The 17,589-nt window shown below is 66.3% G+C and carries 1 protein-coding gene (only partly in view); it reads right to left on the reverse strand.

Going from position 1 to position 17,589, the window contains the following annotated elements:
* On the reverse strand, positions 1-17,589 hold the 3' portion of the coding sequence (locus ACSYG9_RS04290; RefSeq protein WP_454841295.1) for a non-ribosomal peptide synthase/polyketide synthase. It continues 12,678 nt past the right edge of the window; only the last 17,589 of its 30,267 coding nucleotides appear in the window; its start codon lies off the right edge, out of view — the gene reads right to left on this strand; the stop codon is at positions 1-3.

Consider the following 17,589-nt stretch of genomic DNA (forward strand, 5'->3'; position numbering starts at 1 on the left):
TCAGTTGTCGGTGGTCGGTGACGGTTCTATGACTCTACGCACCGTCGGGCCGACCACCGCAAGAGCCTCGGGTGAAGTCATGTGCCAATGTGTCACGGGCACTGAATGATCATGGATTTCGCCCGTGACGACGTCGGTCCAGTCGGTGACTCCGCTTCGACCGTCGGCAGAGGCCGTAAAGTACACGACGTCGCCGTCGAACACTCCCGGACGGTGCCTGCTGAGCAGCGTCGAGTTGTGCTCTGCGGTGGCGATCAGTCGCTGCACCATCGCTTCGGTGTCGTCGACCGAATTGCCGGTCAGCTCTGCGACGGCCGAGACGAGCCCGGCGACGTCCTCCAGCTCGTCTCCGTCGAAGCCGAATCCCGCGAGCAGATCATCCATGGACACCGCTGCCCGTTCACCGGTCGGAGGCTCGGACGACCCGTTCACGAAGCTGTCGAGCATCATGAGATGGCCCACCGATTCGCCTGCGGCCTGCAGCTGCACCGCCATCGCGTGGGCGATCACACCGCCCAGCGACCAGCCGAGCAAGCGGTACGGTCCGTGCGGCTGAACGCGGCGAAGTTCCTCGACGTACCGCGCGGCGAGTTCGTCGAGGGTGGCAGGCGCGAAGTCGGCTTCGGTCCCGGCCGGCGTCTGCAGCCCGTAGACATCAGTGGCGAGCTGCTGCGACAGGCCGGTGTAGCACCACGACAACCCGACGATCGGATGCACGCAGAACAACGGTGTGCCGGAGCCCTGCGTGCGCAGCTGCAGCACCGGGCGGAGAGCGTCCGACATGCTCGTACCGGAACCTTCGGCGATCAAACGGGCGAAGCCTTCGACGGTCGACTCCTGGAACAACCACTGCAAGGGCACCTGAGTGTCCAGCTCCGCGCGCAGACGTGAGACGAGTTTCGTCGCGACGAGGGACGTACCGCCGAGCGCGAAGAAATCGTCGTCCAGGCCGACCTGATCGACACCCAACACCTCACCGAACACCGACGCCACAGCCTGCTCGGCCCGTGTGATCGGAGCACGGAACTCACGCACCTCGAACACCGGCTCCGGCAACGTCTTCCGATCCAACTTTCCGGACGCGTTGAGCGGCAACGACTCGAGGACGACGAACTGCGACGGCACCATATACGCCGGCAGCACCGCACCCATCGCACCCCGCAGATCCGAAGCATCCCGATCACCCGACAAAACGACATAGCCGACCAACTGATCCGACCACACCGCAACCGCACCCGCGACCACACCGCCGAGACCACGCAACACAGCCTCGATCTCACCGAGCTCGATACGCTGACCACGCAGCTTCACCTGCTGATCATTACGACCCACATACTCGAGCTCACCGGCACGACTCCACCGCACCAGATCACCCGTGCGATACATCCGCTCACCCGCACCGCCGAACGGATTCGCCACGAACCGATCGGCCGTCAGCTGCGGACGACCTTCATATCCCTGTGCAAGCTGAACGCCCGAAAGATACAGCTCGCCGACCAGACCGGACGGCAGCGGCCGCATCCGTGCGTCGAGTACCCACGCGTCGGTATTCCACACGGTCCTACCGATCGGCACCTGAAGGCCGGCCACGTCATCGGCAGCACGGTGTGTCGCCTGCATCGTCGCTTCCGTCGGCCCGTACAGGTTGTGCACCTGCGCGCCGAGCATCCCACGAGTCCGTTCGGCCGTCGCACCGGACAACGCCTCGCCGCCGACGAACACCAACCGCAATGCATCGGTGGTCTGGTCTACGACGTCGAGCACGGCATCGAGTACCGACGGCACGAACTGCGCGATCGTCACCTCACCCGAAGTCAACACCCCGGCCAGATACCCCGGATCACGATGACCTTCCGGCCCGGCGACCACCATCCGAGCACCCGATACGAACGGCAACAACAATTCCCACACCGACGCATCGAAAGTCGACGGGGTCTTCAAGAACACCGAATCCGACGCATCGACACCGAACTTCGACTGCATCCACAACAGCTGGTTCACCACCGCGCCGTGGGACACCGTCACGCCCTTCGGCCGACCGGTCGAGCCCGACGTGAACAACACATACGCGGCATTTTCGGGACGCAGCGGCGCACGGCGATCGGCATCGGACACAACTTCGGTCGAGTGCTCGGACACGTCGAGAGTGTCGGTACACACCACAGCGCGATCGGTGTCGATGGCCTCATTCGACGAACTCAGCACGAGTAGTGGGTCTGCGATGTCGAGTACGTACGCGATGCGGTCGTGCGGCTGTTCCGGATCGATCGGCACATACGCACCACCGGCAGCGAGCACCGCATGGATCGCAACGACCATCTCCACGGAGCGGCTCATCGCCACCGCCACGCGAGTATCAGGGCCGACACCCCACGAAATCAGATGACGCGCAAGACCTGCCACCCGGCCGCCGAATTCACCGTACGTCAGTGCCGAGTCGACGCCGACAATCGCCATCGCGTCGGGCGAACCCTCGACACGTTGTCCGACGAGATCTGGAACAGCGTATCCGGACGCCGGGACATCCTCACCGCTCCCGGAATCCAGCGATCGAGCACGTTCGTCTGCGGTCAGAACGTCGACATCACCGACCACCACGTAAGGGTCTTCGACTACGGCTGTCAATACCCGGGTGAAACGCTCGGCAGCCGACACGATCGTCGATTCGTCGAACAAGTCCGTCGCATAGGTGAACGACACAGCGAATCCGCCGTCGGGTAGCTCCGACATCGTGACCTGCAGATCGAACTTCGCAAGATGAGCATCGGCCTCGACGGCAGCCAACGTCAGCCCTGGCAACTCGAAACTCGTCGGTGCGAAGTTCTGGAACGTGAGCATCACCTGGAACAACGGATTCCATGCGGTCGACCGAACCGGATCCAGCACCTCCACCAGACGCTCGAACGGGATATCCGCGTGCCCGAATGCGCCGAGGTCCACATCTCGCACCCGAGACAACAACTCGTCGAACGACTCCCCGCCCTCGACCTGCGTCCGCAACGTCAACGTGTTGACGAACATCCCGATCAGATCGTCGAGCGCACGCTCACCGCGACCCGCCACCGGGGTACCGATCACGATGTCGTCGGTCCCCGACAACCGCGCAAGCAGCACCGCAAGAGCAGAATGCACGACCATGAAGGGCGTGACACCGTGGGCACGCGCGACGACCTCGAGGCTCGAACTCAGCGATGCAGCCAACATGAAGTCATGCGATGCACCGCGATACGACGCAACAGCCGGACGCGGACGATCCGCAGGCAACTCGAGCACATCCGGTGCCCCCGCCAACTGCTCGGACCAGTACGCCAACTGCCGCGACAAGACCGATCCCTCATCGGCTTCGGACCCCAGGACCTGCCGCTGCCATATCGCGTAATCCGCGTACTGCACCTCGAGCGGCTCCCACAGCGGCACTTCGCCCATCGACCGCGACGCGTACGCCGTCATCACGTCCCGCGACAACGGGCCCATCGAGAAACCATCGGCCGCAATGTGATGCACGACCACTACCAGCACATGCTCGGCGTCCGCGACTCGGAGCAACTTCACGCGAACTGGCGGCGCCAGCGTCACATCGAAACCGGCACTCACCTCGCGAGCGACCGCGCTCAGCAGATCGGTCTCCGCTACAGCTTCCACCGCCAGACCGAGCTGCCGGTCAACCGTGGGAAGTACGACCTGGCTGCCGATTCCGTGGATCTCGGGATAGTAGGTACGCAGAATCTCGTGCCGCTCGACCACGTCATCGATTGCATGCGACAGCGCGTCGACATCGAGTGTTCCCGACAATCGGATCGCGGCAGGAATGTTGTTCACGGCAGATTCGGGGTCGAACCGGTTGAGGAACCACATCCGCTGCTGGGCAACGGACAGCGGAATCCGCTCCGGACGGTTCTGGGGCACCAGTGGCAGAGCACCGCCCGCTCCCGTCAGCCCTTCGACTGCCGCCGCGAATGCCCCCACCGTCGACGACTCGAAGAGCACACGCACCGGAACCTTCGCGTCCACCTCGGCACCCACCCGCGACACCACCTGGGTGGCGATCAGCGAGTTGCCACCGAGCGCGAAGAAGTCGTCGTCCAGCCCCACGCGTTCGAGGTCGAGGATCTCGGCGAACACCGCTGCCACGGCCTGTTCCGTCGCGCTTTCCGGGGATCGGAACTCACGAGTTTCGAACACCGGCTCCGGCAATGCTTTGCGATCCAGCTTCCCGGACGCATTGAGTGGCAGTGCGTCGAGGACGACGACTGCCTCCGGCATCATGTACGACGGCAGACGGGACGACGCCGCGCGCAGCACGGGTTCGGTGGCGGTGTTGTCGTCTAGGAGTACTACGTAGGCGACGATCCGGTCCCGCATCACGGCAACGGTGGACGACGACACTGCGGGGTCGTCACGCAGCACCGCTTCGATCTCACCGAGTTCGATTCGCAGACCACGCACTTTCACCTGGAAGTCACTGCGCCCTATGTACTCCAGTGCGCCGGAGCGGTTCCGCCGGACCACATCACCCGTCCGGTACATTCGAGCACCGACGACGAACGGGTCAGCCACGAACCGATCTGCAGTCAGATCAGCGCGACCCGCATATCCGCGCGCCACCTGACGACCCGACAGGTACAACTCGCCCGGCACCCTCTCGGGAACCGGCCGCAACCGGTGATCGAGCACATATGCACCGGAATTCCACACCGGCGAGCCGATCGGCACCACAGCGTTGGCGCCGTCGACCACGGTCTCGGTCGCATGCACGGTGAATTCGGTCGGACCGTACAGGTTGTGCACCGAAGTAGTCGGCAACGCCGTCTGCAATCCGGCGACTGTCGCCGGCGCCAATGCCTCACCCGCAACGAGTACGGCCCTAAGGGAACCGCACGCATCACCGCTCAACTGTCCGACGAACACGTCGAGCATCGACGGAACGAACGACACCAAACTGACCGCATGCTCGTCGATCGTCTCCGCCAGGTACTGCGGGTCCCGATGTCCGTCCGCGGAGGCCACCACGAGCCGTGCACCGCTCGACAGCGGTGCGAACAGTTCCCAGACCGACACATCGAACGTGAAGGGGGTCTTCAGCAGAACTGTGTCGTCGGCGCCGATCCCGAATCGATCCGCGATCCAGGCAATCTGATTCACCACAGCCGAATGGCTGACCGCGACTCCCTTCGGACGCCCGGTCGAGCCTGACGTGAAGATCACGTAGGCGGTGTTCTCCGGCCGCAACGGCGAAGAGCGGTCGGCATCGGTGACCGCGGTTCCGGAACGCGTGGACAGGTCCATGTCGTCGACACATACCGTCGGGATGCTGCCGGACAACGCGGCGCGTCCACCTACGGTGGTCAGGACGAGCACGGGTGCTGCAGCCTGCAACACGTACTCCGTCCGATCGACAGGATGCTCGGGGTCGAGTGGCACGTATGCACCACCGGCCACGAGGACGGCATAGACCGATATCAGCATGTCCACCGAGCGCGACATGTACACCGCGACATTCGATTCGGGTCCGACACCGCGGGTAATCAGTTCGCGTGCCAGACGATTCACCCGATCGCCGAACTCCGCATACGACAGCGCGACCGCTCCCGTGAGTACGGCGGTCGCGTTCGGAGTCCGGGTGAGCTGCGCCTCGAACGCTTCGAGGACCGAATCCGCGGAAATCGCATGTGTGACACCGGCCTGGACGGCGCGTACGTGCGCACGTTCGGAGTCGGTGAGAAGGTCGAGGTCGCCGACAGCAACCTGCGATCCGGCAGCCACCTCGTCGAGCAACCGCACGAACCGGTCGGCGAACCCGGCTATCGTCGCGGGGTCGAACAGGTCGGTTGCGTAGTGGAATCGCACGCCCAATCCGTCCGATTCAGCGGATTCCACGACTGTGATCTGCAGATCGAACTTGACCGGCATCTCCCCGACGTCCAGCGCGGAGACCGATAGTCCGTCCAGTTCGAAGGACGTCGCGCTCTCGTGTTCGAATGCGAGCATCACCTGGAAGAGCGGATTGCGCGCCTGCGACCGGGGCGGGTCGAGTATCTCGACCAGACGCTCGAACGGCACATCCGCATGCGCGAACCCCGCGAGGTCCGTGTCGCGAACCTGCTCGAGAATCTCCGAGAAGGTACTTCCGCCGTCGACGTCGGTGCGAAGCACCAGGGTGTTGACGAACATGCCGATGAGATCATCGAGTTCGGCATGCCCGCGTCCCGCGACGGGGGTGCCGATCACGATGTCGCTGGTGCCGCTCAGGCGGGCCAGCAGCACCGCAAGCGCAGCGTGGACGGCCATGAACATCGTGGCATTGTGCTGCTGCGCCAGTCGGTTCAGTGCGTCACGCGTCGATGCCTCGACGTTGAAGTCATAAGAAGCTCCGCGATGGGTCGCCACCATCGGTCGCGGCCGGTCGGCAGGCAGATCGATCCGGTCCGGAACCCCGTCCAGAGCGTTCGTCCAGTAGGCCACCTGCTGCGACACCACACTCGACGGATCGTCTTCGGTGCCGAGCATCGCCCGCTGCCAGAGCGTGTAGTCGGCGTACTGGACGGGAAGCGGTGTCCACCGCGGCGACTCGCCCTGCGCGCGCGCCGCGTAGGCAGTCATGACGTCCCGTGCCATCGCGCCCGTGGAGAACCCGTCACCCGCGATGTGGTGAACGACGAGAACGATCACGTAGTCGGCCTCGCCCACTTCGAACAGCCGAGCACGCAACGGAACCTCGGTCGTCACATCGAATCCGGCACCCACCACACCGGTCACCGCATCGACGACTTCGTCCGATCCGACCAGCTTCGGAGCCAGGTCGAGGCGAACCGCTGACACGTCGAGAATCTGCTGGACTCCGGCACCGTCGTTCTCGGGGTAGACGGTACGCAGCACCTCGTGTCGGGCGATGATGTCCGATACGGCCGCCTGCAACGCGGCCACGTCGAGAGGACCGGAAAGGCGAATGGCCATCGGGATGTTGTAGGCCGCCGACTGCGGATCGAATCTGTTGAGGAACCACATCCGGGTTTGGGCCAGCGACAACGGAATCTGCCCCACCCGTGGCTGGGGCTCGAGCGGAATGGCGCCGCCGGAGCCGGCCAGCTTGTCGACTGCGGAAGCGAGCGCAACCACGGTCGGCGACTCGAACAGCATTCGCACCGGCACCCGCGCATCCACTGCCACACCCACTCGCGATGCGACTTGCGTCGCGCTGAGGGAGTTGCCGCCGAGTTCGAAGAATCCGTCGTCGAGGCCGACACGTTCGACGCCCAGCACGGCACCGAAGACCGACGCCACGATCTCTTCGGTCGGCGTCACCGGTGCCCGGAATTCCCGCGTCTCGAATTCCGGCTCCGGAAGTGCCCTGCGGTCGAGTTTGCCGGAGGTGTTGAGCGGCATGGCCTCGAGCACGACGAGGGCATCCGGAATCATATACGACGGCAACTGATCTGCCGCTGCATCACGAACTGATTCGACGTTGACGTCCGAACCGGATGCGGGAACGACATAGCCGACGAGCCGATCCGACACCACCGCGACTGCCGCCGCCGCGACCATGTCCATCGCCTGCAGCACTGTTTCGATCTCGCCGATTTCGATGCGCAGGCCACGTAGTTTGATCTGATGGTCGCTGCGGCCCAGGTAGTCGAGTTCTCCCGCCGTCGTCCAGCGCACGACGTCGCCTGTGCGATACATCCGTGCGCCGCGTGCGCTGTAGGGGTCGGCGACGAAGCGCGACGCGGTCTGGCCGGTGGCGTTCTCGTAGCCGCGCGCCACCTGCGGCCCCGCGACGTAGAGTTCGCCGCGCACACCGACGGGAACCGGCTGCAGACGCGCATCGAGCACCAGCAATGTCGTGCCCGCGACCGCCGTGCCGATCGGTACGCTCTGTCCCGCACGGGATGTCCCTGCCCGGTGGGCGACCTGGATCGTGGTTTCCGTCGGGCCGTACAGGTTGTGGATTTGCGCGCCGAGCGCATTGCGGACTCGTTCGGCGGTAGCCGAGCGTAGTGTCTCACCACCCGAGAACACATGCTGCAGAGACGGTCCGGGATCCTCGTCGACGACAAGGTCGAGTACCGACGGCACGAACTGCGCGACCGTCACCTTCTCCGCGGCAATCACCGATGCGAGATACGCGGGATCGGCGTGGCCTTCGGGGTGTGCCATCACAAGGCGCGCGCCGATACGTGTGGGCAGCAGCAATTCCCACACGGAGGCGTCGAAGGTGACGGGTGTCTTCCACAGGATCACGTCGTCGCAGGTCAGCCCGAGCGTGTGCTGCATCCAGTCGAGCTGGGTGTTCAGCGCGCGATGTGTGACGGCGACGCCCTTGGGCATGCCCGTCGACCCTGAGGTGAACAGCACATACGCGAGGTGGTCGGGGCGCAGCGGTGCGAGCCGGTCGTCGTCGGTGATCGATGATGTGTCGTTGGATGCACCGACGGAATCGACCGCGAGCATCGGAATCGGAAGTCCGGCCGCGGAGGAGCGGACAAGCGCGAGAGCAGGTTTCGCGGCATCGAGGATGTGCGCGATACGCTCGGCCGGGTGGTCGGGATCGAGCGGGACGTACGCGCCACCGGCCTGCAGGATCGCGTGGATGCCGACGAGCAGGTCGATACTGCGCTCCATGTGCACCGCGACACGTGTCTCCGGGCCGACGCCACGCGCGATCAGAGCGCGGGCCAGCGCCGCGACACGCTCGTCGAATTCGCCACGGGACAAGGACACGCCCGCCGAAGTGACTGCGGTCGCCTCCGAATCGACGACTGCAACCTCCTCGCCTGCAGCGACGTCCGGACCGACTCCGAGCGCCAGCACTCGGGTCCGTTCGGCATCGTCGAGTAGCGGCAACGCCGCTACCTGCAGGTCCGGATCGGCGACGATCGCGGACAGGAGCCGTGTGAAACTTTCTGCGAACGTGACGACGGTCGTGTCGTCGAACAGGTCTGTCGCGTACGTCCAGGCCGCGTCGATGCCGGCGGGTGCGCCGTCGTCGTCGAACTGTTCGATCGCGGTGACCTGCAGGTCGACCTTGGCTTCGCCGAGGTCTGCGTCGATCGGTTCGATCCGGACGTCGCCGAGTTCGAAGTGGCGGCGCTCCATGTTCTGGAGGGTGAGCATCACCTGGAACAGCGGGTTCCGTGCCTGCGACCGGGGCGGGTCGAGAACCTCGACGAGGCGCTCGAACGGCACGTCTGCGTGTGCGAAGGCGCCGAGGGCGATGTCGCGGGAACGCGACAGCAATGTCGAGAACGGCTCGTCGGGATCGATCCGGGTGCGGAGCACGAGGGTGTTGACGAACATGCCGATGAGGTCGTCGAGCGCCTGGTCGCCGCGACCGGCGACGGGCGTTCCGACGGCAATGTCGGCGGTGCCGCTCAGCCATGCGAGTTCTGCGCTCAGGGCGCTGTGCAGCACCATGAACAGCGTCGCGTTCCGTGACCGGGCAAGGTCGAGCAGGTGCTGATGCGTCGAGGCATCGAGATGCACACGATGGGTTGCACCGCGGTACGACGCCACTGCCGGACGCGCACGGTCGGCGGGCAGTTCGAGAACGTCGGGGATGTCGTCGAGAGCGCCGGCCCAGTAATCGATCTGCCGTGAGATCACGCTTGTCGGGTCGTCCTCGGACCCGAGGGCGCCCAGTTGCCACAGGCTGTAGTCGGCGTACTGCACGTCGAGCGGTGTCCAGGCCGGAGTTTCCCCTGTGGACCTGGCTGCGTACGCGACCATCACGTCGCGCAGCATCGGCCCGATGGAGAAGCCGTCGGCGGCGATGTGGTGCACGACGACGACGAGAACGAACTCGCGCTCACCGATGCGAAGAAGGCGTGCCCGGACCGGGACGTCCGCGGTCACGTCGAAACCGGCCCGGATCGCACAGGTGACGACCCCGAGGGCCCTGTCCGGTTCGACGTCCTCCTCGCGCAGGTCGAGGGTGACCTCGGAGACCGGCCTGATCACCTGCATTCCGGCGCCGTCGACCTCGGGGTAGACGGTCCGCAGGATCTCGTGGCGTGCGAGGAGGTCTCGGACGGCACCGCGCAGCGCATCGACGTCGAGATTGCCCGTGAGCTTGATCGCCGCGGGGATGTTGTAGGTCGCCGACCGGGGATCGAATCGGTTCAGGAACCACATCCGCTGTTGCGCAAGCGACAACGGGATCCGCTCGGGGCGCTCTTGCGGTACGAGGGCCGGGTGGCCGGCGGGTCCGAACCGGAATGCCTCGGCGGCCAGGCCTGCCACGGTGGGTGCTTCGAAGATCGCACGGACCGGCACGGTGGTGTGCAGGGCGGCACCGATACGGGCGGCGATGCGGGTAGCGACAAGGGAGTTGCCGCCGATCGCGAAGAAGTCGTCGTCCAGCCCGACTCGCTCGACACCGAGGACATCGGCGAAGACCGACGCGATGGTCTGCTCGACGTGTGTGACCGGTGCACGGAACTCGCGTTCCTCGAACTCGGGATCGGGCAGCGCCTTACGGTCGACCTTGCCCGACGGGTTGAGGGGCATCCGGTCGAGCACCATTACGGACGTGGGCACCATGTAGGACGGAACTCGCTGCGCCACCGAGCTCTTCATCTCGTCGATGTCGAGGTCGGCCTCGTCGTGTGCGACGAGGTAGGCGATGAGGCTGTCGCCGATGTGGGGGTCTTTCCTCAGGACCACGACGACCTGACGCACCGCGGGGTGCGCGCTGAACGCGGCTTCCACTTCGCCGAGTTCGATGCGCAGCCCGCGCAGCTTGACCTGGAAGTCGGTGCGGCCCACGTACTCGAGTTCGCCCGCACTGTTCCGTCGCACGAGGTCACCCGTGCGGTACATGCGAGTGCCATCGGGTCCGTACGGGTCTGCGATGAACCGCTCCGCGGTCAGCTCCGGCTGCGACACGTAGCCTCGACCGAGTTGCTGCCCCGCGAGATACAACTCGCCCGCGGTGCCGAGGGGAACGGGCCGCAGCCTGCTGTCGAGGACGTACGCGCCTGCGTTGCCTTGGGGCGTACCGATGGGCAGCGATGGCACGCCCGTATCGGACGCAACGTGACGGGTGATCGAGAGCGTGAACTCGGTCGGGCCGTATTCGTTGGACACCTCGGCTCCGCTCGCCGCGTGCACGGCCTGCGCAAGCTGCGGGGTCAGCACCTCGCCGGAGCAGTACACCTGTCGAAGCGAGTTCAGTTGACCTTCGCGCGCGACGGCGACCACTTCGGTCAGCACCGACGGAACGAAGTACGACGAGGTCACGCCGTGTTGCTCGATGGCTGCGGCGAGGTAGTAGGGGTCGCGGTGTCCGTCGGGTGAGGCGAGGACGAGGCGCGCACCGGCGGTGAGCGGCCACCAGAATTCGCGCCCCGACGCGTCGAACGTGAATGCGGTCTTCTGGAGCACGGTGTCGTCGGCCCCGAGCCCGTACCGTTGCTGCCGCCAGTCGATCGCGACCGCGATCTGCCCGTGCGGCACCGACACGCCCTTGGGGCGGCCGGTGGAGCCCGACGTGAAGATCACCCACGCGGTGTTCTCGGGACGCAGCGGCATCGCGCGTTCCGCATCGGTCACCGGAACGTCCGATATATTCGCCAGCTCGACGGTATCGACACGCAGCACCGGGATATCGCTACGCGCGGTGACGGTTTCACCCGAGGTCGTGATGATCAGGACGGGCGCAGCGGTCTCGAGGACGTACTCGTTGCGCTCGTCGGGTAGATCCGGATCGATCGGCACATAGGCACCTCCGGCTTTGACGGTCGCGTACATCGCGACCAATTGGTGCAGCGACCGCGCCATCGCCAACGCGACGTGGGTCTCGGGCCCGACGCCCAGGGAGATCAAGTGACGCGCCAGCCGGTTCACGCGCGCATCGAACTCGCGGTAGGTGAGGATGACATCGTCGGCCACCACTGCGACCGCGTCGGGAGACCGCTGCACCTGCGCATCGAACAGGCTCACGAGGGTCTCCCGCGGCGCGGTGCCGTTCCAGGTGGTGAGCAGCTGCGCGCGTTCGCCGGGGGTGAGCACGTCGATGGTGGAGACGGTGCGATCCGGTTCGTCCGTCACGCTGCGCAGAACACGCTCGAAGCGCTCCGCGATGGTCTCGATCGTGGAAGCCTCGAACAATGCTGTCGCGTAGGTGAATTCAGCGACCATACCGGTGACGTCCCCGGCGTCGTCGTAGGTTTCACCCATCGTCAGCTGCAGGTCGAAACGTGCCTCGGCGAACTCGACATCGAGAGCGCTCATCCGCACGTCGTCGAGCTCGAGCGCGGTGTGCTGCATGTTCTGCAGAACGAGCATCACCTCGAACAGCGGGGTCCGCGATTGCGACCGGGTGGGGGCGAGCGCGTCGACGAGGCTTTCGAACGGGACATCTGCGTGCGCGAACGCGGCGAGGTCGGTGGTGCGGACGGAGTCGAGGAACTCGCTGAACGACCGGTCCGGATCGACGTCGGTGCGCAATACGAGCGTGTTGACGAACATGCCGATGAGGTCGTCGAGTGCGGCCTCGCCGCGGCCTGCGACGGGAGTACCGACGGTGAGGTCGCGGCTGCCGGACAACGCGGAGAGCAACACCGCGAATGCCGCGTGGATCACCATGAAGAGCGTCGAATGATGCTCTCGGGCGAGGTGTTCGAGTCCGGCGTGCAGGCCGCGATCGATTGTGATCCGGTGCAGCGCACCCTGCTGGGAGCGGACGGCGGGTCGCGGACGGTCGGTGGGCAGGTCGAGTTCGGCGGGTGCTCCGGCCAGGGTCTCGGTCCAGTAGGCGATCTGCCGCGATGCGAGGCTCTCGGGATCGTCCCCGGAACCGAGAAGTTCACGCTGCCAGAGCGCATAGTCGGCGTACTGCACGGCAAGTGGAGCCCACGCCGGGCGTTCACCGGCGACGCGAGCGGTGTACGCGACCATCACGTCGCGGATCAGCGGCGCCATCGAGAAACCGTCGCCCGCGATGTGGTGTACGACGAAGACCAGGACGTGCTCGCTGTCGCCGAGATGGAACAGCCGTGCCCGTACCGGCACGTCGCGGGTCACGTCGAACGCGCGCGTGATGAATTCGGTGGCCAGCGACACCACATCGTTGTCGGAGGCCTGCACCGGGGTGAGATCGAGGATCGCCTCGTGCGGCGGCAGGACACGCTGGTGGGCGGCGCCGTCGGCCTCGGGGTAGACGGTCCGCAGGATTTCGTGGCGCTCGATCAGGTCGGCGACCGACGCGTCGAGCGCATCGACGTCGAGAGCGCCGGACAGACGCACCGCAATCGGGATGTTGTAGGCAGCCGAATCCGGAACGAACCGGTTGAGGAACCACATCCGCTGCTGCGCGAACGACAGCGGCACGAGTTCCGGCCGTTCCTGCGCGACGAGCGGGTTCCGGGCACCGCTCGTCGTGAGACCCGATATCGCCGCCGCGAGGGCTTCGACGGTGGGGTGTTCGAAAAGGGTGCGCAGCGGCACGTCGATTCCGAGCGCCGCACCGATCCGCGACACCACACGCGTCGCGACGAGTGAGTTTCCGCCGAGCGCGAAGAAGTCGTCGTCCAGTCCTGCACGCTCGACGCCGAGGACCTCGGCGACCGCGTCTGCCACCGCACATTCGACGTCGCTGCGGGGTGCGCGGAATTCGCGAGCGGCCACCTCGGGTTCCGGCAGGGCACGTCGGTCGAGTTTGCCGGATGCGTTGAGCGGCAGTGCGTCGAGCACCATGATGACATCGGGAACCATGTACCGCGGCAACGCCCGGCCGACGGTTCCGCGGACCACGTCGGTGTCCACTACGGCGCCCGCGGTGGGGACGACGTAGGCGACAAGTTGTGGCCCGCGGTCGCTGTCGTGCACGACGACGACGGCACGTGCCACCTCACCGACAGCGACGATCGCGGATTCGATTTCCCCGAGCTCGATGCGCAGACCGCGGATCTTGACCTGGAAGTCGTTGCGGCCGAGGTAATCCAGGGTGCCGTCGGACATCAGCCGCACACGGTCGCCGGTGCGGTACAGACGCTCACCACCCGGAGCGGCAACGAATCGTTCGGCCGTGAGATCGGGCCGGGCGTGATAGCCACGTGCCAATTGGATTCCGCCGAGGTACAGCTCACCGGGGATACCCACCGGCGCCGGGTGCAGCCGCGTGTCGAGGACGTGGGCGGTGGTGTTCCGGATGGGACGGCCGATCGGCACCGTGTCGCGGTAGTGGCCGTCGCTGCGCAGCACCGTCGAGGTCACGGTGGCTTCGGTGGGGCCGTAGGTGTTGTCGAGGGCAGCATCGGAGCGCGCCGCGACATCGGCGGCGAGGTCAGCGGGTAGCGCTTCGCCACCGACCGACAGGTACCGCACCGAGTCGGGGAGTTCGAGTTCCGGGTCGGCGAGGAACACCGCAAGCATCGACGGTACGAATTCGAGGATGTTCACGCCCTCGTCACGCGACAGTTGCGCGAGGTAGACGGGGTCGCGGTGGCCGCCCGGGATGGCGAGGACGAGTCGCGCGCCCACCTGCAAGGGGTAGAACAGTTCCCATACCGACGCGTCGAACGTCATCGGTGTCTTGTGCATCGCAGCGTCGCCGGGGCCGAGGTCGTAGCGTTCGCGCATCCATGCGATCTGGTTGGCCACCGCACGGTGTTCGACAGCGACACCTTTGGGCCGTCCGGTGGATCCGGACGTGAAGATGATGTAGGCGATGTTGCCGCCTCGCAGCGGTGCGAGCCTGTCTGCGTCGGTGAGCGGCGCATCGGACACCTCGGGCAGTGCGCCGTCGACCTCGACGATCCGGTGCTCGCCCGGAAGCGTGGACCGTTCGGCCGAGGTGGTGAGCACGACCACGGGCTGCGCGGTGGCGAGCACGTACTCGGTGCGGTCTGCGGGATGCTCGGGGTCGAGCGGCACGTAGGCGCCGCCGGCCTGCAGCGTCGCGTAGATCGCGACCATCATCTCGACCGAGCGTGCGGCATAGATCCCGACGAGCGTATCGGGCCCGACGCCGGCTTCCACGAGGTGCCTGGCGAGCCGGTTCACGCGGGAAGCGAAGTGCCCGTACGTGACCGTGTCACCCTCGAGCACGAGTGCGGCCGCGTCCGGTGTGCGCGCTGCCTGCGTGGTGAATCGGGTGAGCAGTGTGTCGGTTTCCTCGCCGTTGCCGGGGTCACGTCCGGTCGCGGTGTTGTTGACCGCCTGCGCGAGTGCGCGCTCGTCGGGTCCGCGCAGGTCGATGTCGCCGACCGTGGCACGAGGGTCGCGGATCGCGGCGTCGAGCAGCGCAACGAGGTGTTCGGACAACCGGCCGACTGTGTGGCCGGTGAACAGGTCGGTCGCGTAGGTGATGGACCCGTCGATGCCGGTGCGCTGCCCGTCGGCATCCACGCGTTCCCCGAGGTGGATTTCGAGATCGAGTTTCGCGCCGACCGCGCCGGTGTCCACCGGTGCGACGGTCAACCCGGGCAGCGTCACCTCGGAGCGGGTGAAGTTGTGCACGACGAGCAACGTCTGGAACAGCGCGGAATAGGCGGTGGACCGTGCCGGGTCGAGGAGTTCGACGAGACGTTCGAGGGGGACGTCGGGGTGTGAGAACGCGGCGAGGTCGACGTCGCGGGCCTGTGTGAGGATGTCGTCGAACGTCGCCGCGGGATCGACCTGCAGGCGCAACACGAGTGTGTTGCCGAACATGCCGACAAGGTCGTCGAGCGCGGGTTCGCCCCGACCCGCGATCTGGGTGCCGACCGGAATGTCTGTGCTGTCGGACCACCGGGCGAGCAGCACGGAGACGGCGGCGTGCGCGAGCATGAACAGCGTGACTCCGCGCTCGCGGGTGAACTGCTCGATGCGGTCGGCGAGTTCGGCGTCGAGTGAGAACTCGACGGTGGCTCCACGCGACGACTGCACGGCCGGACGCGGATGATCGGTGGGCATCTCGACGAGGTCGGGCAGATCGACGAGGGCGGCGGTCCAGTAGGCGAGCTGCCGCGCGAGGAGGGACGACGGATCGGTCTCGCTCCCGAGCAGGTCCTTCTGCCACAGTGCGTAATCGGCGTACTGCACGGGCAGCGGCGCCCAGCCGGGGGCTGCGCCGCCCGAGCGTGCGAGGTATGCGGTGACGAGGTCGCGCGACATCGGGGCCTGCGATCCACCGTCGCTGGCAATGTGATGGGCGACGACGGCGAGCACGTGCTCGTCGGCGGAGATCCTGAACAGCCGCGCGCGAACAGGGGTTTCGGCACTGAGATCGAATCCGCGGGAGACGAACTCGACGAGGTACGAACCGATGTCCTCCGCGGAGACATCGACCGTCGCGAACTCGGTGACCTGCCGATCTGCCGGCACGATCTTCTGCGTCGGTCCGGTCTCGGTGTCGGGGTACACGGTACGGAGGGATTCGTGGCGTTCGAGAACGTCGGACAACGCCGCCCGCAGCGCCGGTTCGTCGAGAGTGCCGGTCAGCCGCAGCACGATCGGGATGTTGAACGCCGCCGATCCGGGATCGAACCGGTTGAAGAACCACATCCGCTGCTGCGCGAGCGACAGCGGGATGGTTTCGGGTCGGTCGTATTTCACCAGCGCGGGCCTCGATCCCTCCCCCGCGGTGTGTGCGACGGCGGCAGCGAGCGCGCTCACCGTCGGGTTTTCGAACACGGCACGCACAGGCACCGTGGTGTCGAGGGCCGCCCCGAGTCGTGCGACGAGCTGGGTGGCGGTGAGCGAGTTGCCGCCGAGTTCGAAGAAGTCGTCGTCGAGCCCGACGCGCGCGGTGCCGAGCAGGTCGGCGTAGACGGCGGCGACAGTCTGCTCGACGGGGCTCTCGGGCGCACGGAATGCGCGGGCTTCGATACCGGGAACGGGAAGGGTTTTCCGGTCGAGCTTGCCGTGCGCGGTGATCGGCAGAGCGTCGAGCACGAGGATCTGCGCGGGCACCATGTAGGCGGGCAGTTCGTCTGCGAGTCGGTCGCGGATCTGCTGCGGATCGACGGTGGCGCCGGTGGCGGGCACGACGTATCCGATGATCCGGTCGCCGGTGTGCGGGTCGGAATGCACGACGACGACTGCCTGTGCGACGTCGTCATCGCGGGTGAGGGCGGCTTCGATTTCGCCGAGTTCGATGCGCAGGCCACGGACCTGGACCTGCGCGTCGCTGCGGCCGATGAAATCGAGTTCGCCTGCGGGGGTGCGCCGCACGAGGTCGCCCGTGCGGTACATGAGGTTGCCGGTGAACGGATTCGCGACGAATCGGGACGCGGTCTGGGAAGGGCGCCGGTGGTAGCCGCGCGCGAGGCCTGCCCCGGACAGGTACAGCTCACCGATGACGCCGTCGGCGACGGGCTTCAGCCGGTGGTCGAGCACCACGGCGCCGGAACCTTCGATGGGTGTGCCGATGGTGATCTCGTCGCCCGGTGTCAGAGGCGCGGTGGCGGTGATGATGATCGTGGTTTCGGTGGGGCCGTAGCTGTTGATGAACCGGCAGGCCGGGCCGAACCGTTCGACGAGTTCGGGAGGGCACACGTCGCCGCCGACGACGACGGCTTCGAGTTCGGGCAGTTCGCCGGTGGTGAGGGTGCCGAGGGCGGCGGGCGCGGTGAGGATATGTGTGACGCGCTCGCGTCCGAGCAGGTCGGT

It is taken from the genome of Rhodococcus sp. SJ-2 (genome assembly GCF_053750035.1).